Raw genomic sequence first — 25,013 nt, 5'->3', positions numbered from 1 at the left:
TTGGGCACGCGTCCCGCTTCGACTGTCTTCATGCAAAAAGCCGCCCGGGGTCAACGGGCGGCTTTTCGGCAATGCGGCGGGCTGATCCCGACGGGCGCGGGCGGTTCAGACCGCCCGCGACAGGTGCGTCAAAATCAGAAGGCGGGAACCACTGCGCCCTTGTACTTTTCCTGGATGAAGGTCTTGACCTCCGGCGAGTGCAGCGCGTCGACCAGCTTCTTGATGCCGGGCGCGTCCTTGTTGTCGCTGCGGGTGACCAGCACGTTGGCGTACGGCGAATCGGCGCCTTCGATGAACAGGGCATCCTTGGTCGGCACCAAACCGGCTTCCAGCGCGTAGTTGGTGTTGATGAGCGCCAGGTCCACGTCGTCCAGCGCGCGCGGCAGCATGGCGGCTTCGAGTTCGCGGAACTTCAGCTTCTTGGGGTTCTCGACGACATCGGCGGCGGTCGCCAGGATGTTGGCCGGATCCTTGAGTTTGATGACGCCCTGCTTCTGCAGCAGCACCAGGGCGCGGCCGCCGTTGGACGGGTCATTGGGGATGGCGACCGTGGCGCCGTCCTTCAGGTCGGACAGGCTCTTGATCTTCTTGGAATAGCCGCCGAAGGGCTCGACGTGGACCAGCGCCACCGGCACGAGCGTCGCCTTGCGATCCTTGTTGAAGCTCTCCAGGTACGGCTTGTGCTGGAAGAAGTTGGCGTCCAGTTGCTTGTCCGCCAGTTGCAGGTTGGGCTGCACGTAGTCGCTGAACACCTTGATGTCGAGCTCCACGCCTTCCTTGGCCAGCTTGGGCTTGACCACTTCCAGGATCTCGGCGTGCGGCACCTGCGTGGCGCCCACGACCACCTTTTCGGCGTGAGCCGCGTTGGCGGCAACCAGGAGGACCGACGCCGCCAGGGCGGAACGGACAAAGTTCAAACGCATGTGTTGCCTCTTTTATGGTGAAAACCGGGATCGATGTCCCGCAGGTTCGGGCAGGCCCCCTTTTGCGGGGCGTGCCGTTGTGAAAACGCCCCCAATTTACCTGAATGCCGGTTATTTGTCGGGCATATGGACATGGGTTTGCAGCATAAGAAACCTGTGGGGACTACAATCCGTCGTATGCTTGCGCTAGGCGCGTTCCAACCGCGTTCTTGTGCAGGCATTTTTTTAACGCCCATTAACTTTTTTGTTATTTATCTGCCGACTTAGCTGCCATGACCGACACCCCCGACCCTGCTGCCGTTTCGTCTCCCGCCGTCAAAGCCGCCGTGCTGTCCGAGGCTCTGCCGTATATCCGACGATTTCACGGCAAGACCATCGTGGTCAAGTACGGCGGCAACGCCATGACGGAAGAGCGATTGCAGCGCAGCTTCGCGCACGATGTCGTGCTGCTCAAGCTGGTGGGTCTGAACCCGGTGGTGGTCCACGGTGGTGGTCCGCAGATCGATGACGCCCTGCGCCGCATCGGCAAGCAAGGCACCTTCATCCAGGGCATGCGCGTCACCGACGCCGAGACCATGGAAGTCGTGGAATGGGTGCTGGGCGGCCAGGTCCAGCAGGACATCGTCATGATGATCAACGAGGTCGGCGGCAAGGCCGTCGGCCTGACCGGCAAGGACGGTGGTCTGATCCAGGCCCAGAAGAAGCTGATGGCCAACAAGGACAACCCGTCCGAGCCCATCGACATCGGTTTCGTCGGCGACATCACGATGGTCGAGCCGGCCGTCGTGAAGGCCCTGCAGGACGACCAGTTCATTCCCGTCATTTCGCCCATCGGCTATGGCGAAGACGGCACTGCGTACAACATCAACGCGGACGTGGTCGCCGGCAAGATGGCCGAAGTGCTTGGCGCCGAAAAGCTCCTCATGCTGACCAACACTCCGGGCGTACTGGACAAGGGCGGCAAGCTGCTGCGCAGCCTGTCGGCCCAGACCATCGACGAGCTCTTTGCCGACGGCACGATCTCCGGCGGCATGCTGCCCAAGATCTCGTCCGCGCTGGACGCCGCCAAGAACGGCGTCAATTCGGTGCACATCGTCGACGGCCGCGTGCCGCACTGCCTGCTGCTCGAAATCCTGACCGACCAGGGCGTCGGCACGATGATCAGCTCGCACTGATGACGCACACCCCCGCAGCACGGCGCGCCGCGCGAGCCTCATGATGCAAGCGCGACGCCAGTTGCTGCGGCCCGCGGTGCGGATGCGCCGCTCCCGCGGGATTGCCACAGGCGCGCCCGAGCGCCTGTGGCTGTTCGATCTGGACAATACGCTCCACGACACCTCGCACGCCATCTTCTCCAAGATCGACCACGGCATGACCATGGCGGTGGCCGAGGCGCTAAACGTGGACGTGGATGCCGCCAACCTCGTGCGCAAGCAGTACTGGAAACGCTACGGCGCCACCATGATCGGCATGGTGCGCCACCACGGCGTCGACGCCCACGAATTCCTGCATCGCAGCCACGACTTCGACGTCGCGCCGTTGATGCGCTCGGAAAAGGCGCTTGCCTACAAGCTGCGCCGCCTGCCCGGGCGCAAGGTCCTGCTGACCAACGCGCCGCTGCACTATGCGCGGTCCGTCCTGTCGCAACTGGGCATACTGCGCCAGTTCGACAGCCTGTGGGCCATCGAGCACATGCGGTTGCATGGCGAGTTCCGGCCCAAGCCCTCCGCGGCGCTGCTGCGCTACGTGCTGGCGCGCGAAGGCGTTCCCGCCCACCGCGCCGTGCTGGTCGAAGATACGTTGGCCAACCTGCGGGGCGCCCGTCTGGCCGGCCTGAAGACGGTCCACGTGTATCACCCCGGCACGCCCTTCGGCCGCGGACGCTCGCACCGCCCGGCCTACGTCGACTTGCGGGTAAACTGCGTCAGTGATTTATTGTTACGCCGACGCCCCCTGCGGGGCTGACGGCTCGCAGCATCCCCTCCACCCGTCATCCTGCGCGAAGCAGTCCCTCCCATGGCGAGCAAACCCGGCGAGCGCAAGACCCAGATTCTGCAGACTCTGGCCGAAATGCTGGAACAGCCGCACGCGTCCCGCATCACTACGGCCGCTCTGGCCGCGCGCCTGGAGGTCTCCGAAGCCGCCCTCTACCGGCACTTCGCAAGCAAGGCGCAGATGTTCGAAGGACTGATCGAGTTCATCGAAACCAGCATCTTCACGCTGGTGAACCAGATCGCCACCGCCGAGCCCTACGGATTGCCTCAAGCCCACAAGACGGTCTCCATGCTGCTGACGTTCTCGGAGCGCAACAAGGGCATGACCCGCGTGCTGACCGGCGATGCACTGGTCACGGAAGACAACCGGCTGCAGGAACGTATCAACCACATCAACGACCGCATCGAGGCGTCGTTGAAGCAATCGCTGCGCATCGCCATCACCGACGGCGGCCTGCCGCAGGAAGCCAACGTTGCCGCGCATGCCAGCCTGCTGACGCATCTGGTGCTGGGCCGCTGGCTGCGCTACGCGCAAAGCGGATGGCGCGTCACGCCCACGCTGCATCTGGACGAACAGCTGCGTCTGGCCTTGGGCTGAAGCGCCCGCATTAGTGCCGTTTCACGTACCAATCCCGATTCTTTTCGCGGGTCAGGCGCACGCATCGTGATCCGATTGGTTCGCGCCGATGCAACACTCACACGCTTGCCCCGCGCGGGGGGCGACGAGCATAATGCCCAGGACGAGTTTTCCACAAGCGCTGTTCTCCACCTTCTTGACGTTCATCAATACGGGTTTTCCACAATGCCGTCACGATCATCCTGTAGCGTCGACACACCGATTTGATTGACCCCGTGCTCGCGGGCGGTGTTTCGTCAGTTTGACCTCAACCGGAGAAGGATATGGCCGCGGAAACCGCAGTCCCCGCCTCGCAAGCCCCCAAGAAAACCAAAATTCCAATCGGGCTCATCGCCGGCATCCTCGTGATGATCGGCGTTTTAATGATGCCCTTGCCCGCAGACCTGCCCGTTGCAGGCCACCGCATGCTGGCAATCCTGGCGTTCGCCGTGGTCGTGTGGATCACCGAAGCCGTGTCGTACGAAGCCAGCGCCATCATGATCACGACGCTGATGGCTTTCCTTCTGGGCACCGCGCCCACCATCAAAGACCCCAACGTTCTCTACGGCACGTCCGCCGCCATCAGCATGGCGCTGACGGGCTTTGCGAACTCGGCGCTGGCGCTCGTCACCGGCGCCTTGTTCATTGCCGCCGCCATGACATTCACCGGACTGGACCGGCGCATCGCGCTGGTGACGCTGTCCAAGGTGGGCACCAGCACGCGCCGCATCCTCATCGGATGTATCGCCGTGACGATCGTGCTGAGCCTGGTCGTGCCCAGCGCCACCGCGCGCAGCGCCGCCGTGGTGCCGATCATGATGGGCGTCATCGCGGCCTTTGGCGTGGACAAGCGCTCGAACATCGCCGCCGGCATCATGATCATCGTGGCCCAGGCCACCAGCATCTGGAACGTCGGCATCCAGACCGCCGCCGCGCAGAACCTGCTGACGGTCGGCTTCATGGAAAAGATGCTGGGCGAACGCGTGGCGTGGTCGGACTGGCTGATCGCCGGCGCCCCCTGGTCGCTGATCATGTCGGCCGTGCTGATCGTCATCGTGCTCAAGCTGCTGCCGCCTGAAAGCAACAGCATCGCCGGCGGCAAGGAAGCCGTCGAGAAATCGCTGCTCGACCTGGGTCCCATGACCGGTGCGCAAAAGCGCCTGATGGCCGTGTCGGTCATGCTGCTGCTGTTCTGGTCCACGGAAGGCAAGCTGCACAAGTTCGACACCACCTCGACCACCTACTTCGGCCTCGTGCTGCTGATGCTGCCGCGCTTTGGCGTGATGACGTGGAAAGACGTGCAATCGCGTATTCCATGGGGCACGGTGATCGTGTTCGGCGTGGGTATCAGCCTGGGCACGGCGCTGCTCACGACGCAGGCTGGCCAGTGGCTGGGCAACCAGGTGGTGCTGCACACCGGCCTGGACCATCTTGGCCCCCTCGCCATCTTCGCCATCCTGGCGGCCTTCCTGATCGTCATCCACCTGGGCTTTGCCAGCGCCACCGCGCTGACCTCGGCCATGCTGCCCATCCTGATCTCGGTGCTGGCAACGCTGCCGGGCGACTTCAGCCGCCTGGGCATGACGATGCTGCTGGGCTTCGTGGTCAGCTACGGCTTCATCCTGCCCATCAACGCACCGCAGAACATGGTGTGCCTGGGCACCGAGACCTTCAACGCCAAGCAGTTCGCCAAGGTCGGCATCATTGTGACCATCGTCGGCTACCTGCTGATGCTGCTGATGGGCATGACGTACTGGCGCTGGCTGGGCTGGCTGTAAGGAGTCGTCATGAAAATCACGCTAGCCCAAGCCAACGAATACGGCCGCCGGGTGCTGATGGCACAAGGCGTGCCGGAAGACATTGCCCGCGACGTGGCCGAACATCTGGTGGAGTCCGACCGTGTCGGCTACACGAGCCACGGTCTGTCGATCCTGACGAATTACCGCCGCGTGCTGTCCGAGGGCCTGGCTCAGCCCGACGGCCGCCCCGAACTCCTCAACGACCGCGGCGCCATGCTGGCCTACGATGGCCACCACGGACTGGGTCAATACGTGGGCAAGGTGGTCATCGAAAAGGCGATCGAGCGCACGCAGGAACACGGCCAGTGCATTCTGACCCTGCGCCACAGCCATCACCTCGGCCGCATGGGCCATTTCGGTGAAATGGTGGCGGCCAAGGGGCTGATCCTGCTGGCCTTCACCAACGTGATCAACCGCTCGCCCACCGTCGCCCCGTTCGGCGGCGCGCAAGCGTGCCTGACCACAAACCCGCTGTGCTTCGCGGGCCCGTTGCCTGGCGGCCGCCCGCCGTTCATTGTGGACATGGCGACCAGCTCGATCGCGGTGAACAAGGCGCGCGTGCTGGCTGCCAAGGGTGAACAGGCGCCGCCAGGGTCGCTGATCGATGCAGACGGCAATCCGACGACTGACCCGGGTGCGCTCTTTACCGATCCTCCCGGCGCGTTGTTGCCATTCGGCGGCCACAAAGGTTACGCGCTGGGACTGGTGGCAGAACTGCTCGCGGGTGTGCTGTCCGGCGGCGGCACGATCCAGCCTGAACATCCGCGCATCGGGGTGGCGACCAACAACATGTTCGCGCTGCTGCTGGATCCGCAGGTGGACTTCAATACTGACTGGCGGTCGATGGAAGTCGGCGCGTTCATCGACTACCTGCATGCGTGCAAGCCGCAGCCTGGGGTTGAGTCGGTGCAGTATCCGGGTGAATACGAAGCTCGGAATCGGGCGGTCAATGCGGATTCGGTGGAATTTGATAGCCGGATCTGGGATGGGTTGACGAAGTTGGCCGTGGAGCTTGGGGCGCCTGACGCGTTGCCTTAGGGTGCTTTGGATGGCGGTGGTTAGGCTGGCATCGAGTCAGGTTCTTTAGACGCCCGCCGCAGCGGGGGCTTGGGTGCGCGGGGCTACGATTGCGGTCCGGAGCCTTCGCTCCGGACTGCCCCGTCCTCAACCTCGTCCGCCTTCGGCTCCCTTCGGTTTCCGTCGGGCGCATCTACACGCCCCGCGCACCCAAGCCCCCGCTACGTCGTGCTCCAGTTGCTTCAGCTTTGCCGGCGGCGGGGCGAGTTGGGTTCTTTAGGTTCTTGCCCACGGCGGGGGAGAGAGAAAGATCTTGCGGGGCCCGCCCCCGGCCGGCCGCGCGGGCGGCCTTTGGGGGCTTACGCGGCGTCTTGCGTCGTGGCGATGACGCTTCGCGTGTGGCTGCTTCTGCGCTAGGTGTCTGACACCAGCAAACCAGCAAATTCGTAAGACCGAATGAGGTGTCTGACACCCTGATGATGCGGTTCGATTCTTGGCGCTCTAGTAGGTGTCTGACACCCTTACGAGGCGGCTTACGCGCCGAGATCGTGTCCACGGGTGTCTGACACCGGCAGAAGAATGAAAGCCGTCGCACATTTCGGTGCCCAAACCCAACAGCGAAGCGAGCCCGGCTCGCCATTAATCGTCACTTGAACTCAAGTATCCGATGGGCGGCGCGCGTACGGGTCGGGAAGCTGTGGCAGGCGGTCGACGCGCGCCGCCCATCACCGCCCCTCCCCCTTGTTCGTGATGCCATCAGCACACCAACTTCCGCCAGCGCGAAGCGCACCCCGCCACGACGACCCACCGCCACGATGCCGATTGCCGCCGCCCGGGCGGCAGCAATTCGGCGGCCCCGCAGATCTCCTACCCTGACCACAGGTCTTGCAGCGCCCCATACCAAAGACCCTGGCAGCACGGCGTCGCGGTCACCGTGGGCGCGAGCGCCGTCGATGCGCCCGAGGGAATCTGAAGGGAAGGCCGAAGGCCTGGACGAAGATGACGAAGGGGCAGTCCGGAGCGAAGGCTCCGGACCGCAATCGTGGGCGATCGTGCCCACGGTGACCGCGGCGTCGGGCGACCTACAAAGAACTTCTTGGCGCCAAGATCACCGACCTACGAAGCGCCCCAGGCAACAGGAGCCAACAAATGCAGGAGATAAAAACTACGCAGCGACCAAGGAATTCGATCAGCAAACCACCATCAAGTCTTCACAGACCGATGCCGACTAATACTCATCATGATCCCAAACGCAATCCCCATCGTGAACAACGCCGTCCCCCCATAACTCATGAACGGCAACGGCACCCCCACCACGGGCAATATCCCCGTCACCATGCCTACGTTCACGAACACGTAGATGAACAGCATCATCGTCAGCGCCCCCGCCAGCAGCCGGCCGAATTGCGACGCAGCCCGGGATGCGATCGTCAGACCGCGCGCCATCATCAGGCCGTACAGCACCAGGATTGCAATGCCGCCGTACAAGCCGAATTCCTCGGCGTACACGGCAAAGATGAAGTCAGTCGTGCGTTCCGGGATGAAGTCCAGGTGCGTCTGCGTTCCCTTCATGTAGCCCTTGCCGTAGACGCCGCCCGAGCCCACTGCGATCATTGACTGGATCGTGTGAAAGCCCTTGCCCAGCGGATCGGAGCTGGGATTGAGCAGTGTGCAGACCCGGTGCTTCTGGTATTCATGCAGCACCACCCAGTCCACATCCGGCTCGCAGAGCTGATCTTCGTAATAGACCAGTGTGCCGATGGCAATGACGCCGGCCAGCATCACCGGCACCAGCAGTTTGAACGACAGTCCCGCGAAATAGATCACGAAAAAGCCCGCGCCGAACACCAGCAGCGCCGTGCCCAGGTCGGGCTGCAGCACGATCAGGCCAAAAGGTGCGGCCAGCATCGCGGCGGCGGCGAGGAAGTCGCGCACGCGGACCGCGCCTTCGTGGCGCTGGAAATACCAGGCAAGCATCATCGGCACCGCGATCTTCATCATCTCGGACGGCTGGATGCGGGTCACGCCCAGGTTCAGCCAGCGGGTTGCGCCCTTGCTGGTTTCGCCGAAGAACTCGACGCCCAGCAGCAGCACCACGCCCACCACATAGAACGGCAACGCCAGCTTCATCAGCAGCTTTGGCGGAATCAGCGCCATTGTCCACATCGCGAAGAACGCGATGATGAAGTTGCGCGACTGTTCCGCGAAGCGCCAATCCGTGCCACCGACGGCCGAGTGCATCACCGTCAGGCCCAGCGCCGCGAACATCATCAGGATCGCGAGCAGCGGCCAGTCGAAGGCCGTGAATACGCGCAGCAGAATCAGGCCAAGACGTTTCATTGTTGGCGCACCAGGTCGGAGGCGATGTCATCGACGGTCGCCATGGTGTCGGCGGGCTGGGGACGCGCGATCTTGTCCTGGCGATCCTTGGCCAGCCAGTAATCGAAGACCTTGCGCGCGACCGGGGCCGCCACGCTGGCGCCCCAGCCGGCGTTTTCGACGATCAGCGCCACGGCGATGCGCGGTTGCTCGAGCGGCGCGAAGCCCATGAACAGCGCGTGATCGCGCAGGCGTTCGTCGATCGCGCTGGCCCGGTAGTGGCCGCCACGCAGACTGAACACCTGCGCCGTGCCAGTCTTGCCGGCCGCCTGGTACGGCGTGTTGGCGAACGCGCGCCGCGCCGTGCCGGCGCGCACCACGTCGGCCATGGCGTTCTTGATGACGTCCACGTTGGCCTGCTTGAGGGGTATGCGGTAGTCCGGCGGTGCCTCGGTGGGCTTGGCCACGCCCGAGCGCGAATCGCGTACCGCGTGCACCAGGTGCGGGCGGCGGTACAGGCCGTTGTTGGCCAGCGTGGACGTGCCCTGCGCCAATTGCAGCAGCGTAAAGGCGTTGTAGCCCTGACCCACCGCCACGGAAATCGTTTCGCCCGCGTACCAGCGCTGGCGCTCCTTGTCCTTGTAGGCCGAGCGCTTCCAGTCGGTGGACGGCAGCACGCCGCGTTTCTCGCCTTCCAGGTCGATGCCGGTGATCTGGCCGAACCCGAACTGCTTGGTGAAATCGTGCAGGGCGTTCACGCCGATTTCAGGGCCGAGCGAATAGAAATAAGTGTCGGACGACACGACGATGGCCTTGTGCATGTCCGTCATGCCGTAGGCCGCGCCGCCCGCGTTGCGGAACTTCTGTCCGCCGAATTCGTAATAGCCCGGGTCCGAAACCCGATCGGTCGCGCGGCGTTTGCCCAGTTCCAGCGCCGCCAGCGCCACGAAAGGCTTGTAAGTGGAGCCGATGGGATACGTGCCGTACAGGGGACGGTTGATAAGCGGATGGTCCGGCGATTCGTTCAGCATGCGCCAGTTGTCGACGTCGATGCCATCCACGAACAGGTTCGGGTCGAACGACGGCTGCGACACGAACGCCAGGACCTCGCCCGTATCCGGGTCGATGGCGACGAGTGCGCCGCGCTGGCCCTCGAAGGCCTCTTCGGCCACCTTCTGCAGGCCCATGTCGATGGACAGCATGATGTCCGAGCCCGGCACCGGATCGATACGGCGCAGCGTGCGCATGGGCCGGCCGCCGGCGGTGACCTCGACTTCTTCGAGGCCCGTGCGGCCGTGCAGCTGCTCTTCCCAGGTCTTTTCGATGCCCTTCTTGCCGATGACCTCGGTGCCGCGGTAGTTGCCGAGCTGCCCGGCCCGGTCCAGCTCTTCGATGTCGTTGTCGGCGATGCGGCCGATGTAGCCGACCACGTGCGCAGCCGACACGCCCTGCGGGTACTCGCGCACCCAGCGGGCGCGCAGTTCCACACCCGGGAACTGGAAGGCGTGCGCGGCAAACCACGCGGCTTCGGTTTCGTTCAGGTTGTTGCGCAGTTGCAGGCTGGCGTAGCGGCTGGATTCGGCCGCGCGGCGCTTGAAGCGGCGCTGGTCGGACGGGCTGATGTAGACGACTTCGGTCAGGCGCTCGAAGAGTTCGTTCATGTTGCCCGCGTGGGCCGGCACGACTTCTAGCGTGTAGGTGCGGTAATTGCGGGCCAGGACTTCGCCGTTGCGGTCCAGGATCTCGCCGCGGCGCGGCGGAATCGGCACGACCGCGATGCGGTTGCGGTCGGCGCGTTCGGACAGGCCCTCGTAGCGGTCGACCTGCAGATACCAGAAACGGCCGACCAGCACGCCGAAGCAGACCAGGGCGAAGGCGCCGCCCACCCAGGCGCGCAGGCGAAAGCGCTGCTTCTGCTGCTGGCCGGTTTTCTTGAATTCAAACATGACGCAACGCCGCCGTCAGGCGGATGAGGATTCGGCGTCGTCGACACCGCGTTGCGGCAGGTGCAGCACCCAACCCGCCAGCGGCCACAATGCAGCCGTCAGCAGCACGCTGATGCCCCAGTCCCAGCCCGGCCATTTTCCGGCCAGCCACGCGTGGATGATCTGGGTGACGAAGCGCGCAATGAAGAACACAGGCAGCATGTGCATCGCCTGGCTCCAGAGGTCGAACCGTTGCAGCCGGCGATGCAGGACCACCGCGCCGTAGGCGACGAGCGTGTACGACAGCGCGTGCTCACCCAAGAGACCGGCGTCGTGCACGTCCATCAGCACGCCGAAGAAGAAAGCCGTGAACAGACCCACGCGGCGCGGCTCGTGCACGCACCAGAAAGCGATGATGAGCAGCAGCACGTCGGGCGCGCCCTGCCACAGACGCCACGGCAGCAGCGACACCAGCCAGGCGAGCAGGACGGTGCCCCACACGAAGAAGGCATGCGCGGGGCCCGACAGCCGGTCGGGATGCACGTTGCTGGGCGTGCCAAGGCGGCGCGGGGACTGCCCCGCAGCGTGTTGGTTAGTCCGATCCACCGGAATCGACCTCCTGACGGTTGGACTCGGCGCGATCCACATCCACCTGCAGAACCAGGAAATGGCGATAGCGTTCGGGATGGGCCAGCGGTTCACATACGGCGCGCGCGAAACCGGAGGCGGTATCGCGTTCCACCGAGGTCACCTTGGCCACGGGCAGGCCGGCGGGAAAGAGGCCGCCGACGCCGCTGGTGACAATAGTATCGCCTTCCTTGATGTCGGCATTGGCCGCCAGGTAACGCACTTCCATCTTGCCGGGCGAGTTGCCGCCGAACGCAATCAGACGAAGTCCGTTGCGCAGAAGTTGCACGGGGATGGATACCTGCTCGTCGGTGACGAGCGCCGCCTCGGCGGTCATGGGCGTCACGCGGACGATCTGGCCAACCACACCGCCTTCGTCGATGACGGGCATGCCGGGCGCCAAGCCAGCCTTGCTGCCCTTGTTGAAGACCAGGCGCTGCGTGAACGCGTTGGTGGGTTCGTACATGACTTCAACGACCACGGCGGACTGCGCCACGGTGTCGGTCACGCCAAGCAGGCGGCGAAGCTGGGAGTTTTCGGCGGCAAGCTGCGCCGCGTGGGATGCGACTTGGGCGAGTTCGATGCGCTGACGCTGCAAGGCTTCGTTTTCGCTGCGGATGAGGTTGGCCGCGTTAACCCATTCGTTGACTTGCTGGACGAGATCGCGCGGCGCCATGACGGCACGCTGGAACGGATAAAGCCCTACGGCAATCGCGCGGCGCGCCGGTTCCAGCATGCGCCATTGGGAATCCATGACGATCAGGGCCAGAGCAAGGACGACCAGAACGACCAGCCGCACCTCTGCCGGTGGGCCGCGCCTGAATAGGGGGGGAGTCCCTTGTCGTTGCATGAATCTCAGCCCGGGCGCCCGCGTCCGAGGCCCCCGCAGCGGCCGGAGCCAGAAAAAAGCGGGGCTCCGGGCTGGCGGGCAATATTAGTCGTTGATGAAGATGGCGCCCAGTTTCTCAAGGTGTTCCAGCGCCTCGCCGCAACCGCGCACGACGCAGGTCAGGGGATCGTCGGCCACCACGACCGGCAGGCCGGTTTCTTCTTGCAGCAGGCGGTCCAGGTCACGCAGGAGCGCGCCGCCACCAGTCAGGGCGATGCCCTTGTCGGTGATGTCGGCGCCCAGTTCGGGCGGCGTCTGTTCGAGCGCGATCTTGACGGCGGAAACGATCTGGTTGAGCGGATCGGTCAGCGATTCGAGGATCTCGTTGGACGAGACCGTGAAGCTGCGCGGCACGCCTTCGGCCAGATTGCGGCCCTTGACTTCGATTTCGCGGACTTCGGAACCCGGGAATGCCGAGCCGATTTCCTTCTTGATCAGTTCGGCCGTGGGTTCGCCGATCAGCATGCCGTAGTTGCGGCGGATGTAGTTGACGATGGCTTCGTCGAACTTGTCGCCGCCGACGCGCACGGAACCCTTATAGACCATGCCGCCCAGCGAGATGACGGCCACTTCCGTGGTGCCGCCGCCGATGTCGACGACCATCGAGCCGCTGGCGTCGGACACGGCCAGGCCGGCGCCAATGGCGGCGGCCATGGGTTCTTCGATCAGGAACACGTGGGAAGCGCCGGCGCCGAGCGCCGATTCACGGATGGCGCGGCGTTCAACCTGGGTGGAGCCGCAGGGTACGCAGACGATGATCCGCGGGCTGGGCGCCAGCATGTTGCGGGGGTGCACCATGCGGATGAACTGCTTGAGCATCTGTTCGGTGACCGTGAAGTCGGCAATCACGCCGTCTTTCATGGGCCGAATGGCCTCGATGTTGCCGGGAACGCGACCGAGCATCTGCTTGGCTTCGTGCCCGACGGCCTGAATGATCTTCTTGCCGTGGGGGCCGCCTTCATGACGGATTGCGACCACGGAAGGCTCATCGAGAACGATGCCCTTGCCGCGGACGTAAATCAGCGTATTGGCGGTACCTAGGTCAATCGCCATATCGCTGGAAAAATAACTGCGCAGGAATCCGAACATGGGAGCTCAGCTAAATTCTGGGGGGAATTGGGGTCAAGCCGCGGGGCGTTTGGCCCGTGAAACAACGGGTCCGCCTGTCATCACGGCGATTAAACCGTGAATCATAACTTATAATTTCCCCGGAAATAGCGCATAAATGCAGGCTATTCAAGCTTTGTAACGGGTTTGGCGTATGCATACTGCCCACTCCCGCCCCGCGGCCTTCGCTTACCGATTTTTGCAATCCCCCATGGCGCTCAACGACAAAGATGTGGCCCGCATTGCCCGGCTGGCCAGAATCGAACTGACCCCCGACCAGCGCACTGTCGCGCAGGCCGAACTCAACGGCATCCTCCACCTGATCGAACGGCTTCAGTCCGTCGATACCCAAGGCGTCGAACCCCTGGCTCATCCTTTGTCCGCGCACGAGGACATCGTATTGCGCCTGCGTGAAGACGCCGTGACCGAAGCCGGATCGGAAGCCCGCCGCCAGGAACTGCTGGCCAACGCGCCCGATGCCCAGGACGGCCTGTTCCTGGTTCCCAAGGTCCTGGATTAAGTCATGACGAAACCTGCCCTGCATACCCAATTCGAGGGGATCGCCGCGTTGCGCGCGGCCCTCGCGCAACGCGAAGTCAGCGCGGTAGACCTGGCGCAAAGCGCCCTGTCGGCCGCAGAAGCGGCCAGCGGCCTGAATTCCTTTTTACATATTGACGCCGAATTGACGCTGGCCCAGGCCCGCGCGGCCGACGCTGCACTGGCGGCCGGCACCGCGGGTCCGCTGGCCGGCATTCCGATCGCCCACAAGGACGCGTTCGTGACGCGCGGCTGGCGCACTACCGCGGGCAGCAAGATGCTCGACGGTTACGTCAGCCCGTTCGATGCGACCGTCGTGGAACGCCTGGGCGCGGCCGGCGCGGTGTCGCTGGGCAAGCTGAACTGCGACGAATTCGCCATGGGCTCGGGCAACGAGAACTCGGCATACGGCGCCGTGAAGAACCCCTGGGATCACGCCGCCGTACCCGGCGGCTCGTCGGGCGGTTCGGCCGCCGCCGTGGCCGCCCGCCTGGTCGCCGCCGCCACCGGCACCGACACCGGCGGTTCGGTCCGCCAACCCGCCGCGCTGTGCGGTGTCAGCGGCATCAAGCCCACTTACGGCACCGTGTCGCGTTACGGCATGGTGGCCTTCGGCTCCAGCCTGGACCAGGCCGGCCCGCTGGCCCCCAGCAGCCGCGACCTGCTTGAAATCCTGGATGTCATCAGCGGCTTCGATCCGCGCGACGCCACCAGCCTCGAAAAATGCGATGGCGCGGTCAACGAACCCGGCCGCGTGCGCCGCGACTTCGACGCCGCGCAGGCCCGTTTTGACGCCGCCGGCAGCCAGCCGCTCAAAGGCCTGCGCATCGGCGTGCCTGAAGAATACTTCGGCGCCGGTCTGGCCCCCGATGTGGCCGCCGCCGTGCAGGCCGCGCTTGAGCAATTCGAGGCGCTGGGCGCCGTGCGCGTGCCCGTCTCGCTGCCGCGCACCGAGCTGGCCATTCCGGCGTATTACGTCATCGCCCCCGCCGAAGCGTCCAGCAACCTGGCCCGCTACGACGGCGTGCGCTACGGCCATCGCGCCAAGCAGTATGGCGACCTGAACGAGATGATCAGCCGCTCGCGCGCCGAAGGCTTCGGCGACGAGGTCAAGCGCCGCATTCTGATCGGCACCTACGTGCTGTCGCACGGCTATTACGATGCTTACTACTTGCAGGCGCAGCGCCTGCGCCGCCTGATCGCGCAGGACTTCCAGCGCGCCTATGCCGACCAGTGCGACATCATCATGGGACCGGTGACGCCGTCGGTCGCCAAGAACATCGGCGACAACCGCGACGACCCGACCGCCGACTGGCTGGCCGACGTCTACACGCTGGGCGTCAGCCTGGCGGGCCTGCCCGCCATGTCGATCCCCTGCGGCTTCGGCGGCGAAAAACAGAATCGCCCCATCGGCCTGCAGATCATCGGCAACTACTTCGACGAAGGCCGCCTGCTGGCCATCGCCGACCGCTACCAACACGTGACGGACTGGCATCAGCGTGCCCCTGTCCAGCAAGGCTGAGAACATGAACTGGGAAATCGTCATCGGCCTGGAAACGCACACGCAGCTTTCCACGGACTCCAAGATCTTTTCGGGCAGCAGCACGCAATTCGGCGCCGCACCCAACACGCAGGCGAACGAAGTTGACCTGGCCCTGCCGGGCAGCCTGCCGGTCATGAACCGCGGCGCGGCCGAACGCGCCATCCGCTTCGGCCTGGCCGTGGGCGCCAAGATCGCCCCGCGCTCGGTTTTTGCGCGCAAGAATTATTTCTACCCTGACCTGCCCAAGGGCTACCAGATCAGCCAGTACGAGCTGCCGGTGGTGGTGGGCGGCTCGCTGTCGTTCTTCGTCGGCGAAGAAGAAAAGACCGTCAACCTGACGCGCGCCCACCTTGAAGAAGACGCCGGCAAGTCCCTGCACGACGACTTCAACCTGGGCAATGGCAGCCCGGCCAGCGGCATCGACCTGAACCGCGCCGGCACCCCGCTGCTGGAAATCGTGACCGAGCCCGAAATGCGCTCGGCTGCCGAGGCCGTGGCCTACGCGCGCGCGCTGCACAGCCTGGTCGTGTGGCTCGGCATTTGCGATGGCAACATGCAGGAAGGCTCCTTCCGCTGCGATGCCAACGTGTCGGTCCGCCCCGTGGGCCAGAGGGAATTCGGCACCCGCACCGAGATCAAGAACGTCAACTCGTTCCGCTTCCTGGAACGCGCCATCACCTATGAAGCGCGCCGCCAGATCGAGCTGATCGAGGACGGTGGCACCGTCGTCCAGGAAACGCGCCTGTACGACGCCGACCGCGACGAAACGCGCAGCATGCGCAGCAAGGAAGACGCGCATGACTACCGCTACTTCCCCGATCCCGATCTGCCCACGCTGGTGATCTCCAGCGCGTGGGTGGACGAGGTCCGCGCCGCCATGCCCGAACTGCCGGCCGCCCAGCGCGCCCGCTTCGAAACGGAATACGGCCTGCCCGCGTACGACGCCGCGCAACTGACCATCAGCCGCGATCTGGCCGCGTACTTCCAGGCGGTCGCCAACGCGCTGCCGGCCGGCCAGGCCAAGCTCGCGTCCAACTGGGTCATGGGCGAAGTCGCCGCCGTGCTCAACAAGGAAGAAAAGACCATCGCCGAATCGCCCGTCGCGGCGCCGGCGCTGGCGGCCCTGATCGGGCGCATCATCGACGGCACGATCTCCAACAAGATCGCCCGCGAGGTCTTCGGCGCCATGTGGGCTGGCGAAAACGGCGGCGATGCCGACGCCATCATCGAATCGCGCGGCCTGAAGCAGATCAGCGACACGGGCGCCATCGGCGCGATGATCGACGAGGTGCTGGCTGCCAACCCGGCCATCGTCGAGGAGTACCGCGCCGGCAAGCAGAAGGCGTTCAACTCTTTGGTCGGCCAGATCATGAAGGCGGCCCGCGGCAAGGCCAATCCGCAGCAGGTGAACGATCTGCTGAAGCAGAAGCTGGATAGTTGATGGACCGCCGGTTCTCGTCGCGGAGAACCGGCGCAATATCAGACTGAATCGGGGGCCGCGGCATATTGCCGCGGCCTTTTGTTTGGCCAAGAATGATCTGGTCGATTTCGCCGGAGGCTTGGCCATGAACTACACCGAGGTCAGCAGCAACGACTTGCTGCACCGATTCACCGATTACCTGCAGGCCCTCAGCCAGGGGCAGCACTTCATCATCGCTGTCGACGGCGTGCGCCGCGCAAGGCTGACGCCCGTCCTGCCCGATACCTCACTGAACGCGCACGATGCCCTGGAGGCCATGAAGCGCCTGCACACCGCGGCTCCGGTCTCCCACGACATCATCCGCGCCTGGATCGAAGAAGGCCGTGAATGAACACCATCCGTCTGGTGCCGGACGCGTCGGTCGCCCTTGCCTGGCTGCTGTACCGCGTGGATGTCCACGAATCGCTGCTTGCCCAGCATCTGCTCGACGTCGCGCACGGCTCGCAGAACACCGTGCCTCACATCTGGCGCGTGGAAGTTGCCAATGGCGTTTTGCGTGCAGAGCGCAGCCAGCGCATTTCGCGGGCCCAGGTCGCTGCGTTCAATCAACTTCTCGACAACCTGCCCATCGCCGCCGACAACGACGATGCGGCTTCCAGCATCGCGCGCACCTGCCAGCTTGCCCGCGCCCATGGGTTGACTGCCTACGACGCCAGTTATCTCGAACTCTCGCTGCGGCAGCGCGCGTGCCTGGCCACCTTTGACCGCAAGCTGGCGGACGCGGCGCGGGCCAGCGGCGTCACCGTGTTCGGGCAACCGCACGGCGTCGCCGAACCCGTTGCGCCCTACCTATGGCAATGACGTTTTGGCAATTGCATCTTTGCAATGACAAAGGGCGGCCCATGGCCGCCCTTTGTCATTGCTTTCAGCAACGAGACGCTTACTTCACCCCGTACTTCGTCCGATACGCCAGCACGGCATCCCGGTTCTCCGCAAACGACGCATCATCCTGCAGCAGGGCCAGGATGTCGGTCAGCGAGGCAATCGCCACCACGGGGATGCCGTAGGTCTTGGCCACGTCCTGCACGGCCGAATGCGGCGACAGGGCGTCGTCCGGGCCGGCGCGTTCCATGCGGTCCATCGCGATCAGCACGGCGGCCGGTTCGGCGCCGGCGGCGCGGATGATTTCCACGGACTCGCGCACCGACGTGCCGGCCGTGATCACGTCGTCAATGATGACGACCTTGCCTTTAAGCGGAGCGCCGACCAGCGTGCCGCCTTCGCCGTGATCCTTGGCTTCCTTGCGGTTGTAGGCGAACGGCACGTCGCTGCGGCCCTGCATGTCCGGGTGGCCGGCCAGCGCCACGGCGGTGGCGGTGGACAGTGGGATGCCCTTGTACGCGGGGCCGAACAGCATGTCGAACTCGACGCCGGAATCCAGCAGCGCCTGTGCGTAGAACTGCGCCAGCTTGCCGACCGAGCGGCCATTGTTGAACAGGCCTGCGTTGAAGAAATAGGGGCTGATGCGGCCCGACTTGACCTTGAAACTGCCAAAGCGCAGAACGCCCTCGTTCAAGGCGAAACGGACGAAATCCAGGGCGGTGACGGAGGACGGGGCGGCGGGCATGCAGGGTGATCCGGTAGGTGGCAGACCCCGCATTTTATCCGCTGTCGGGGCTGTTCCAGGTGGCCGCGGTGGAGTCGGTTAAATTCCTGGCATTGTCCGCCCCCCTGCGGCCGCATTACAGGAGTTTCGCTTTGCTGCGCATCACGTCGATCAACCTCAATGGCATCCGGTCCGCCTTCAAAAAGGGCCTGCAACCGTGGATGGAAAAGCACGCCGCCGACGTGCTGTGCCTGCAGGAAATCAAGGTATCCCACGAGGACCTGACCGACGAACTGCGCCATCCGCCCGGCTACACCGGCCACTTCCACCACGCCGTGAAGAAGGGCTACAGCGGCGTGGGCATCTACCTGCGAGATGCCGCCGAGCGCGTGAACAACGGCTTTGATTGTGAAGAGTTCGATAGCGAAGGCCGCATCATCCGCGCCGACTGGAAGGATCTGTCGGTCATCAGCGCCTACCTGCCTTCCGGCTCCAGTGGCGACGAACGCCAGCAGGCGAAGTACCGCTTCCTGGACAGTTTCGGCCCGTGGATCGATGCCTTGATGCACGAGCACAAGACGACCGGCCGTGAATTCGTCATTTGCGGCGACTGGAACATCGCGCACAAGGAAATCGACCTGAAGAACTGGAAGGGCAACATGAAGAATTCGGGCTTTCTGCCCGAAGAGCGCGCGTGGCTGACGGACGTCTTCGACAAGCGCGGCTTTGTGGACGTATTCCGCACCATCGACGACCGCCCCGACCAGTACACTTGGTGGAGCAATCGCGGCCAAGCCTGGGCCAAGAACGTCGGGTGGCGCATCGACTACCAGATCGCGACCCCCGGCATCGCGGCCAAGGCGCGCAGCGTCGCCATCTACAAGGACGAACGCTTCTCGGATCACGCGCCGTTGACGATCGATTACGACTTCACTTTGCGCGCGTGATTTTTCTCAAAATAAATATAGGGACGCATTAAGGGCGCCAAGCGGGCGGCGGCGTCTTTGCGACGCTGCCGGATGCCCCGCAGCGGCGTATCAGAAGGCGCCCTGCCCTATGCCGCATCGGCGAAATTAAACGGGGACACTTCAAAAATCCCTGAATTTTCAAGCTCCCCCGTTTGATCAGCCCGGTTTCCATCCACAGGCGATCAACACTCCGCTTTTATACGTCCCCGTTTATCGCCCGGAAAAATCCGTTTGTTATCAAGGTGATGGCGCAGTTTTTCGCTTTGCGCAGGGCAACATTTTGCCCCTACAATCCCCGCACCATACAGGTGCAGCCATGCACCAAAACAAACTGATCGCGCCCCAATTTGGCGCAATTTCCGCACCTATTCGAAGCACCCCCGAGGAGATCATGGTGAAAGTGCAGAGTCTGGACGACTTCCTGCGTGGCGTCGCCGCGCGCGACCCGCAGCAACCCGAATTCATGCAAGCCGTCCAGGAGGTGATGCTCAGCTTGTGGCCCTTCGTCGAGAAGCATCCCCACTACGCCGAGCACGCTCTGCTGGAACGCCTGGTCGAACCGGAACGCGTCATCCAGTTCCGCATCTGCTGGACCGACGATCAGGGCCGCGCCCAGGTCAACCGCGGCTTCCGCATCCAGCACAGCTCCGCAATCGGGCCCTTCAAGGGCGGCATGCGCTTTCACCCGTCGGTGAACCTGTCGATCCTGAAATTCCTCGCCTTCGAACAGACCCTGAAGAATTCGCTGACCACGCTGCCCATGGGCGGCGGCAAGGGCGGTTCCGACTTCGATCCCAAGGGCAAGTCCGACGCCGAAGTCATGCGCTTCTGCCAGGCGCTGATGATCGAGTTGTATCGCCACCTGGGTCCGGACACCGACGTGCCCGCCGGCGATATCGGCGTGGGCGCGCGTGAAGTCGGCTTCATGGCCGGCATGATGAAAAAGCTGTCCAACTCGACCGCCAGCGTCTTCACCGGCAAGGGCCTGACCTTCGGCGGCAGCCTGATCCGCCCCGAAGCCACCGGCTACGGCACCGTCTACTTCGCCGAAGAAATGCTCAAGCGCGTGGGCAAGTCGTTCGACGGCATGCGCGTGTCCGTGTCGGGCTCGGGCAACGTGGCGCAGTACGCCATCGAGAAGGCCATGGCGCTGGGCGCGCGCGTCATCACCGTGTCGGATTCGAACGGCACCGTGGTCGACGAAGCCGGCTTCAACCACGAGAAGCTTGTGGCGCTGATGCACATCAAGAATGACCTGCGCGGCCGCCTGGACACCTACGCCCGCCAGTTCGGCCTGCAGTACGAAGCCGGCAAGCGCCCGTGGCACGTGCCCGTCGACGTCGCCCTGCCCTGCGCCACGCAGAATGAGCTGGAGCTGTCGGACGCCCAGACGCTGATCAAGAACGGCGTGCTGGCGGTTGCCGAAGGCGCCAACATGCCCGCCACGCTGGACGCCGCCAAGGCCTTCATCGCCGCGCGCGTGCTGTACGCGCCGGGCAAGGCCAGCAACGCCGGCGGCGTCGCCGTGTCGGGCCTGGAAATGGCCCAGAACTCGGCCCGCCTGTCGTGGACCCGCGAGGAAGTGGACACCCGCCTGCATGCCATCATGCGCGACATCCACGAAAACTGCGTGCGCCACGGCCATTCGGAGCGCGAGTACGTGAACTACCTGGACGGCGCCAACATTGCCGGCTTCGTCAAGGTCGCGGACGCCATGCGTCAGCAAGGGCTGTATTGATCGCCGCCCGCTGAAGCGCGCGCGACAACGCGCGGGCCCGGCATGCAAAAGGCCGACTCGGATGAGTCGGCCTTTTGCATTGCGGCGATGGCGGGCCGCGGATGGGCCCGCGCCTGCGCCTTTAAAAAGCGCGCAGCCTGGCGGGGTGGCGCAAAGATCAGTGCTTCATCGCGCCGTGATCGTGGCTCATGCCGGGATTGTGCGAGGCCGGCTTGACCTTGAACTCCACCGCCACTTCGCCTGCCTTTTCGAACTTGAGCGTGGCGGGCACAGTGGCGCCATCCTTGAACGGCGCCTTCAGCTTGATGAACATGACGTGATAGCCGCCCGGGCTGAGCTTGACCTCGGTATCGGCGGGCAGCGCGATGCCGCCTTCGACCTGACGCATCTTGGAGACGCCGTTTTCGGTCTGCACGGTGTGCAGTTCGACGCGTTCGGCGGCATCCGACGAGACCGACAGCAGACGGTCCGGCGCCTTGGCATCGTTGTCGATATCCATGTACCCCGCACCGTTGGCCTGTCCGGGCGCCGAGGCGCGGACCCAGAGATCGTCGACTTCGACCTGGCCGACCTTGTAGTCCTTGGCCCACGCCGAACCGGCGGTGCACAGGCCGATCGCGGCAACAACGGCAAACTTGCGGATGTTCATGGGTGTCCTCCTGAGACGTTAGCGGCGCCTGACCAGGCTGCGGGCGGCTGACAGCACCGAGTCGGTCAAGGCTTCCATGGCCTCGGAGTTTACCCGCCAATGCTGCCAGTAGAGCGGCACGTCCTCCCACGCCCGGCCGCGCAGCAGAACGAGTTGACCGGCATCAAGATGTTCCTGCACGAGCGGCAGCGGGTTCATGGTCCAGCCCAGTCCGCCCAGCGTGGCCTGCACGAAGGCGCGCGTGGACGGCACCCACCAGACCGGCGGCTCCCACGGCGCGGGGTCGGCGATCTTGTGCGCAAACCGCGCCTGCAGCGCGTCCTTGCGGTTGAAGACCAGAACGGGCGCCTGAGCCAGCGTCTGCGCGTTGACGCCCGAGGCGAAGTAGCGCTTGTGGAAGTCCGGCGTGCAGGTGGCCACGTAGCGCATGCTGCCCAACGCGTGGATGCGGCAGCCCTGCACCGGATCGGCCAGCGTGGTCACGGCGCCCAGCACGGAGCCGTTGCGCAGCAGCGCGGCCGTGTGATCCTGGTCTTCGGACAGCATGTCCAGCGTGGCGCGGGTGCGCGCCGCGAATTGCAGGGCGGCGTCGACGAACCAGGTTTCCAGGCTGTCGTGGTTGACCGCGATGGGGATGCTGGCGTGGGGCACGTCGTCGTCGGCGACGCCCAGCCGGTTCAGCGCGTCGTGCTCCAGCAAGGCGGTCTGCTCGGCCAGTTGCACCAGCACCTGTCCGTCTGCCGTGGCGGCGGCCGGCACCGTGCGTTGGACCAGCAGCCGGCCCATCCGGTCTTCCAGCGCCTTGATCCGTTGCGACACCGCCGACGGCGTGACGCTGAGCGACAGCGCCGCGCGCTCGAAACTCCCTTCGCGCACCACTGCGGCCAGGGCGCGCAGGTTGCCATGATCGATTTTCATGAGATTAGAAATACTTAATATAGTGAAGGAAAATTAGCTGTATTTCATATACATGGCAAGGGAAAATGGCGCATTGCCGATTGCTCTCAGCAATTCGGCCATCCATCAAAGCGCCGCTACAGGCGTTGCAGTCACAGGTATTTTTTCCATGTTTGCCACCTTGTCATCCCCCACCTTTCTTACCGCCTGGGCCAGCGGCACGGCCACGGGCCTGGGCCTCTTTGCCGTCGTGGGCGCGCAAAGCGCGTTCATCCTGCGCCAGGGCCTCATGCGCGCGCATCTGCTGAGTGTCGTCGCCATCTGCGCGCTGATCGACGCGGTCTTCATCTTTGCCAGCGTGTCCGGCCTGCAGGCGCTGACCGCGTGGTTCCCCTGGCTGACGACCGCCGTGCTGTGGTTCGGTGTGGCGTTCCTGACCTGGTACGCGGCGCAGTCCGCGCGCCGCGCCTGGACCGCCACGGGGGGTCTGGCCGCCGCCCGCGACGTGGTGCCGTCGCGCCGCGCCGCCATGCTGGGCGCGCTGGGTTTCTCGCTGCTGAACCCGCACTTCTGGCTGGACATGGTGGTGGTCGGCTCACTGGCGCACGGCTTCGAAGACGCCCGCATGGCCTTCGCCGCCGGCGCTTTCACCGCCAGCCTGCTGTGGCTGGCGGTACTGGGCATCGGGTCGCGGCTCTTTGCTCCCTTCTTTGCCAGCGCGTCGGCCTGGCGCGCGCTGGACGGCATCATCGCCGTGGTCATGGCTGGTTTGGCGATCAGCCTGGCGCTGAAGGGCGTCTGAGCCTCGCCATGTACACCTCCACGTTCATCTTCGCCATAAAGCAGTTCGACGACGCATTCCACCGCCTCGACCAGCGCATCGCAGAGGCGGCGCGCGCGATGCCGGGCTACCTGGGGGAAGAATCCTGGGAAGACACCACGCGCGGGTTGTTCGCCAATGTCTATTACTGGCAATCGCTTGAAGCGTTGGACGCGCTGATCCGGCATCCGGCGCATCAGCAGGCCAAGGCCGCGCAGTCGCAATGGCTGGACGGTTACCGGGTGGAGATTGCCCAGGTGCTGCGCCAGTACGGGCACGGCGTGCCCGCGCCGGCACTTTTATAATCGGCGCCTCACCACTTTCTGTCGGGCGCCGGGCCGGCCCGCCAACGCGCCATGCGTGGACCTTCGCCTTCCAAAGACGTGCGCCTGCCGCCGCTTGCCGCCATCCAGGCGTTCGAAGCGGCCGCGCGGCTGGGTTCCTTCGAGCGTGCGAGCGAAGAACTCTTCGTCACAGCCAGCGCCATCGGCAAGCGCATCGCATCGCTGGAAACCTTGCTGGATGTCACGCTGTTCATTCGAAGCAGCCGCGGTGCGACGCTGAGCGCGGCCGGACGCGAGTACCTGGAACAAGTGCGTACGGCGCTCGATCTGCTGTCCGACGCCTCGCTGCACAAGCGCAACGAACCCAAGCTGGAAACGCTGCGCGTCGTGTCCACGCCGACATTCGCCCGGCAGGTGCTGATTCCTGCCCTGCCCGGTTTCACCGCGGCAAACCCCGGCGTCGAACTTGAAATCATGCTGTCCATTCCCTACCTGGACATCATGCCCCCCAACGCCGACGTCTGGATCCGCTTTGGCAGCGGCAAATATCCCGGCCTTCATGCGCATCCGCTCACGCACGATCCGGTGTTCGCGGTGTGCGCACCGAGTTATCAAGCGGCGCGCGGCCCGTTCAAGCGGCCCGCCGATCTGGCGCGCGCCGACCTGTTGCGTTGCCCGATGGAACCCTGGCGTCCGTGGCTGGCGGCGGCGGGCCTGGACTGGCCCGAGCCGTCGCGCGGCGTGTGGCTGGTAGACCTGGGCATGATGCTCGCCGCGGCGCGCGCCGGCCAGGGCGTGGCGCTGACTCGCCGATCGCTGGCCGCCGAGTGGCTGGACGAAGGCAAGCTCGTTCGCCTGCTGGATGTGGAGATCCCCGGCGAGTCGCAGTACTACCTGTGCACCGAAGCCACACGCACACCGGGCGGCGCGGCCCAGGCGTTTTCCCTATGGCTCGCCGAGGTCTGCAAACGCGCAGCCCAATGGCCATGCGGGCCGCAGGCCGGTCAGGAATAAATTTCCAGTTATCTGCGGAATGAATTTCCGCACGACGCCGCACCCTGATCGCTAGGATGCGGCCAGCGTGACTGCGCCCGTCCCGGAGACACGCTGTGTGGACAAGCGGAAGCGGACGCATTGCGAACGCAACACCGACGCACGCCCATCACCGCCCATTCCACTCACAGCATTCAGCAAGCTGAAAGGAACCTTGCATCCGCACTAGGTATTTACGCGGAAAAGCACCGCCGGGTCAGATTCGCGTAAGCGATTAAGCAGACAGTCACGACACGCAACAAAGGAGCGCGCCAACAAAACACCATCCGCCGATTGGCGCCG

24 protein-coding genes are annotated in these 25,013 nt (G+C 64.7%); 15 read left to right on the top strand and 9 right to left on the bottom strand.

The window, feature by feature from the left end; all coding sequences use genetic code 11:
• Positions 1-134: 134 nt before the first annotated feature.
• Positions 135-923 (bottom strand): MetQ/NlpA family ABC transporter substrate-binding protein, encoded by a 789-nt coding sequence (locus KW836_RS04990; protein ID WP_056560303.1) that lies wholly within the window; start codon positions 921-923, stop codon positions 135-137.
• A gap of 272 nt (positions 924-1,195) precedes the next feature.
• On the opposite strand from KW836_RS04990, the gene argB reads away from it, so the two are divergent.
• The 5 genes from argB to KW836_RS04965 all read left to right on the top strand — a co-directional run bounded on the left by argB (position 1,196) and on the right by KW836_RS04965 (position 6,370).
• The gene (argB, locus tag KW836_RS04985; RefSeq protein WP_013396740.1) at positions 1,196-2,098 is read left to right on the top strand and encodes an acetylglutamate kinase; all 903 of its coding nucleotides are present in this window, start codon (positions 1,196-1,198) and stop codon (positions 2,096-2,098) included.
• A 43-nt stretch (positions 2,099-2,141) separates the two neighbouring features.
• Positions 2,142-2,888 (top strand): pyrimidine 5'-nucleotidase, encoded by a 747-nt coding sequence (locus tag KW836_RS04980; protein ID WP_218343267.1) that lies wholly within the window; start codon positions 2,142-2,144, stop codon positions 2,886-2,888.
• A gap of 51 nt (positions 2,889-2,939) precedes the next feature.
• Positions 2,940-3,515 carry a nucleoid occlusion factor SlmA gene (slmA, locus tag KW836_RS04975; RefSeq protein WP_056560305.1) on the top strand — a complete coding sequence of 192 codons (576 nt, stop codon included), beginning with the start codon at positions 2,940-2,942 and terminating at the stop codon, positions 3,513-3,515.
• Positions 3,516-3,817: 302 nt separating this feature from the next.
• Entirely contained in the window at positions 3,818-5,311 is a 1,494-nt protein-coding gene (locus KW836_RS04970; RefSeq protein WP_175122023.1) for a DASS family sodium-coupled anion symporter, read from the top strand.
• A gap of 9 nt (positions 5,312-5,320) precedes the next feature.
• Positions 5,321-6,370, top strand: coding sequence for an Ldh family oxidoreductase (locus KW836_RS04965; RefSeq protein ID WP_218342588.1), 1,050 nt, complete (start codon positions 5,321-5,323; stop codon positions 6,368-6,370).
• Positions 6,371-7,552: 1,182 nt separating this feature from the next.
• Here KW836_RS04965 and rodA read toward each other — a convergent pair.
• The 5 genes from rodA to KW836_RS04940 form a co-directional block, all read right to left on the bottom strand.
• On the bottom strand, positions 7,553-8,689 hold the full coding sequence (rodA, locus tag KW836_RS04960) for a rod shape-determining protein RodA (RefSeq protein WP_056560313.1): 1,137 nt from the start codon (positions 8,687-8,689) through the stop codon (positions 7,553-7,555).
• Entirely contained in the window at positions 8,686-10,614 is a 1,929-nt protein-coding gene (gene mrdA, locus KW836_RS04955) for a penicillin-binding protein 2 (protein WP_175124993.1), read from the bottom strand. Before mrdA ends, rodA begins: the two co-directional genes overlap by 4 nt.
• A gap of 15 nt (positions 10,615-10,629) precedes the next feature.
• On the bottom strand, positions 10,630-11,136 hold the full coding sequence (gene mreD / locus KW836_RS04950; RefSeq protein ID WP_175125001.1) for a rod shape-determining protein MreD: 507 nt from the start codon (positions 11,134-11,136) through the stop codon (positions 10,630-10,632).
• 49 nt (positions 11,137-11,185) lie between these two features.
• A complete protein-coding gene (mreC, locus tag KW836_RS04945; protein WP_056560320.1) occupies positions 11,186-12,070 on the bottom strand; it encodes a rod shape-determining protein MreC in 885 nt (294 codons plus the stop codon).
• A gap of 84 nt (positions 12,071-12,154) precedes the next feature.
• Positions 12,155-13,198: a rod shape-determining protein gene (locus KW836_RS04940; RefSeq protein WP_006216320.1), complete on the bottom strand. Its 1,044-nt coding sequence runs from the start codon at positions 13,196-13,198 to the stop codon at positions 12,155-12,157.
• A gap of 229 nt (positions 13,199-13,427) precedes the next feature.
• On the opposite strand from KW836_RS04940, the gene gatC reads away from it, so the two are divergent.
• The 5 genes from gatC (at position 13,428) to KW836_RS04915 (ending at position 17,577) form a co-directional block, all read left to right on the top strand.
• Positions 13,428-13,736, top strand: coding sequence for an Asp-tRNA(Asn)/Glu-tRNA(Gln) amidotransferase subunit GatC (gene gatC / locus KW836_RS04935; RefSeq protein WP_175124992.1), 309 nt, complete (start codon positions 13,428-13,430; stop codon positions 13,734-13,736).
• A gap of 3 nt (positions 13,737-13,739) precedes the next feature.
• The gene (gene gatA, locus KW836_RS04930; protein ID WP_218342587.1) at positions 13,740-15,275 is read left to right on the top strand and encodes an Asp-tRNA(Asn)/Glu-tRNA(Gln) amidotransferase subunit GatA; all 1,536 of its coding nucleotides are present in this window, start codon (positions 13,740-13,742) and stop codon (positions 15,273-15,275) included.
• A gap of 4 nt (positions 15,276-15,279) precedes the next feature.
• Positions 15,280-16,737 carry an Asp-tRNA(Asn)/Glu-tRNA(Gln) amidotransferase subunit GatB gene (gene gatB, locus KW836_RS04925; RefSeq protein ID WP_218342586.1) on the top strand — a complete coding sequence of 486 codons (1,458 nt, stop codon included), beginning with the start codon at positions 15,280-15,282 and terminating at the stop codon, positions 16,735-16,737.
• Positions 16,738-16,861: 124 nt separating this feature from the next.
• Positions 16,862-17,107, top strand: coding sequence for a hypothetical protein (locus KW836_RS04920; protein ID WP_175124989.1), 246 nt, complete (start codon positions 16,862-16,864; stop codon positions 17,105-17,107).
• Positions 17,104-17,577 (top strand): type II toxin-antitoxin system VapC family toxin, encoded by a 474-nt coding sequence (locus tag KW836_RS04915; RefSeq protein WP_175139639.1) that lies wholly within the window; start codon positions 17,104-17,106, stop codon positions 17,575-17,577. The genes KW836_RS04920 and KW836_RS04915 overlap by 4 nt, the downstream gene beginning before the upstream one ends.
• A gap of 79 nt (positions 17,578-17,656) precedes the next feature.
• Here the strand turns inward: KW836_RS04915 and pyrE are convergent, their stop codons facing one another.
• Complete coding sequence (gene pyrE, locus KW836_RS04910; RefSeq protein ID WP_175124987.1) at positions 17,657-18,343, bottom strand: orotate phosphoribosyltransferase; 687 nt, start codon at positions 18,341-18,343, stop codon at positions 17,657-17,659.
• A 131-nt stretch (positions 18,344-18,474) separates the two neighbouring features.
• Between pyrE and KW836_RS04905 the strand changes: the two genes are divergently transcribed.
• Positions 18,475-19,269 carry an exodeoxyribonuclease III gene (locus KW836_RS04905; protein ID WP_218343266.1) on the top strand — a complete coding sequence of 265 codons (795 nt, stop codon included), beginning with the start codon at positions 18,475-18,477 and terminating at the stop codon, positions 19,267-19,269.
• A 412-nt stretch (positions 19,270-19,681) separates the two neighbouring features.
• Positions 19,682-21,028 (top strand): NADP-specific glutamate dehydrogenase, encoded by a 1,347-nt coding sequence (gene gdhA / locus KW836_RS04900; RefSeq protein WP_105241110.1) that lies wholly within the window; start codon positions 19,682-19,684, stop codon positions 21,026-21,028.
• Positions 21,029-21,185: 157 nt separating this feature from the next.
• Here the strand turns inward: gdhA and KW836_RS04895 are convergent, their stop codons facing one another.
• On the bottom strand, positions 21,186-21,677 hold the full coding sequence (locus KW836_RS04895) for a copper chaperone PCu(A)C (RefSeq protein ID WP_175124985.1): 492 nt from the start codon (positions 21,675-21,677) through the stop codon (positions 21,186-21,188).
• 18 nt (positions 21,678-21,695) lie between these two features.
• Positions 21,696-22,595, bottom strand: coding sequence for a LysR family transcriptional regulator ArgP (locus tag KW836_RS04890; RefSeq protein ID WP_056560345.1), 900 nt, complete (start codon positions 22,593-22,595; stop codon positions 21,696-21,698).
• Positions 22,596-22,743: 148 nt separating this feature from the next.
• On the opposite strand from KW836_RS04890, the gene KW836_RS04885 reads away from it, so the two are divergent.
• From KW836_RS04885 to KW836_RS04875, 3 genes are read left to right on the top strand one after another with little or no spacing between them, the layout of a single operon-like run.
• A complete protein-coding gene (locus tag KW836_RS04885) occupies positions 22,744-23,376 on the top strand; it encodes a LysE/ArgO family amino acid transporter (RefSeq protein ID WP_218342585.1) in 633 nt (210 codons plus the stop codon).
• Positions 23,377-23,384: 8 nt separating this feature from the next.
• Positions 23,385-23,699, top strand: a complete 315-nt coding sequence (locus KW836_RS04880) for an antibiotic biosynthesis monooxygenase (protein ID WP_175124983.1) — start codon at positions 23,385-23,387, stop codon at positions 23,697-23,699.
• 51 nt (positions 23,700-23,750) lie between these two features.
• Positions 23,751-24,692 carry a LysR substrate-binding domain-containing protein gene (locus KW836_RS04875; protein ID WP_218342584.1) on the top strand — a complete coding sequence of 314 codons (942 nt, stop codon included), beginning with the start codon at positions 23,751-23,753 and terminating at the stop codon, positions 24,690-24,692.
• Positions 24,693-25,013: the final 321 nt, after the last annotated feature.

The organism is Achromobacter sp. ACM05, from assembly GCF_019218915.1.
GTDB lineage: Bacteria > Pseudomonadota > Gammaproteobacteria > Burkholderiales > Burkholderiaceae_B > Achromobacter > Achromobacter animicus.
This window is presented reverse-complemented; position numbering and strand designations above follow the sequence as displayed.

Bases quoted from the DNA above. Each gene is read 5' to 3' on its own strand.
- KW836_RS04990 (WP_056560303.1), bottom strand. From the start codon at position 923: ATGCGTTTGAACTTTGTCCGTTCCGCCCTGGCGGCGTCGGTCCTCCTG.
- argB (WP_013396740.1), top strand. From the start codon at position 1,196: ATGACCGACACCCCCGACCCTGCTGCCGTTTCGTCTCCCGCCGTCAAA.
- KW836_RS04980 (WP_218343267.1), top strand. From the start codon at position 2,142: ATGCAAGCGCGACGCCAGTTGCTGCGGCCCGCGGTGCGGATGCGCCGC.
- slmA (WP_056560305.1), top strand. From the start codon at position 2,940: ATGGCGAGCAAACCCGGCGAGCGCAAGACCCAGATTCTGCAGACTCTG.
- KW836_RS04970 (WP_175122023.1), top strand. From the start codon at position 3,818: ATGGCCGCGGAAACCGCAGTCCCCGCCTCGCAAGCCCCCAAGAAAACC.
- KW836_RS04965 (WP_218342588.1), top strand. From the start codon at position 5,321: ATGAAAATCACGCTAGCCCAAGCCAACGAATACGGCCGCCGGGTGCTG.
- rodA (WP_056560313.1), bottom strand. From the start codon at position 8,689: ATGAAACGTCTTGGCCTGATTCTGCTGCGCGTATTCACGGCCTTCGAC.
- mrdA (WP_175124993.1), bottom strand. From the start codon at position 10,614: ATGTTTGAATTCAAGAAAACCGGCCAGCAGCAGAAGCAGCGCTTTCGC.
- mreC (WP_056560320.1), bottom strand. From the start codon at position 12,070: ATGCAACGACAAGGGACTCCCCCCCTATTCAGGCGCGGCCCACCGGCA.
- KW836_RS04940 (WP_006216320.1), bottom strand. From the start codon at position 13,198: ATGTTCGGATTCCTGCGCAGTTATTTTTCCAGCGATATGGCGATTGAC.
- gatC (WP_175124992.1), top strand. From the start codon at position 13,428: ATGGCGCTCAACGACAAAGATGTGGCCCGCATTGCCCGGCTGGCCAGA.
- gatA (WP_218342587.1), top strand. From the start codon at position 13,740: ATGACGAAACCTGCCCTGCATACCCAATTCGAGGGGATCGCCGCGTTG.
- gatB (WP_218342586.1), top strand. From the start codon at position 15,280: ATGAACTGGGAAATCGTCATCGGCCTGGAAACGCACACGCAGCTTTCC.
- KW836_RS04920 (WP_175124989.1), top strand. From the start codon at position 16,862: ATGAACTACACCGAGGTCAGCAGCAACGACTTGCTGCACCGATTCACC.
- KW836_RS04915 (WP_175139639.1), top strand. From the start codon at position 17,104: ATGAACACCATCCGTCTGGTGCCGGACGCGTCGGTCGCCCTTGCCTGG.
- pyrE (WP_175124987.1), bottom strand. From the start codon at position 18,343: ATGCCCGCCGCCCCGTCCTCCGTCACCGCCCTGGATTTCGTCCGTTTC.
- gdhA (WP_105241110.1), top strand. From the start codon at position 19,682: ATGGTGAAAGTGCAGAGTCTGGACGACTTCCTGCGTGGCGTCGCCGCG.
- KW836_RS04895 (WP_175124985.1), bottom strand. From the start codon at position 21,677: ATGAACATCCGCAAGTTTGCCGTTGTTGCCGCGATCGGCCTGTGCACC.
- KW836_RS04890 (WP_056560345.1), bottom strand. From the start codon at position 22,595: ATGAAAATCGATCATGGCAACCTGCGCGCCCTGGCCGCAGTGGTGCGC.
- KW836_RS04885 (WP_218342585.1), top strand. From the start codon at position 22,744: ATGTTTGCCACCTTGTCATCCCCCACCTTTCTTACCGCCTGGGCCAGC.
- KW836_RS04880 (WP_175124983.1), top strand. From the start codon at position 23,385: ATGTACACCTCCACGTTCATCTTCGCCATAAAGCAGTTCGACGACGCA.
- KW836_RS04875 (WP_218342584.1), top strand. From the start codon at position 23,751: ATGCGTGGACCTTCGCCTTCCAAAGACGTGCGCCTGCCGCCGCTTGCC.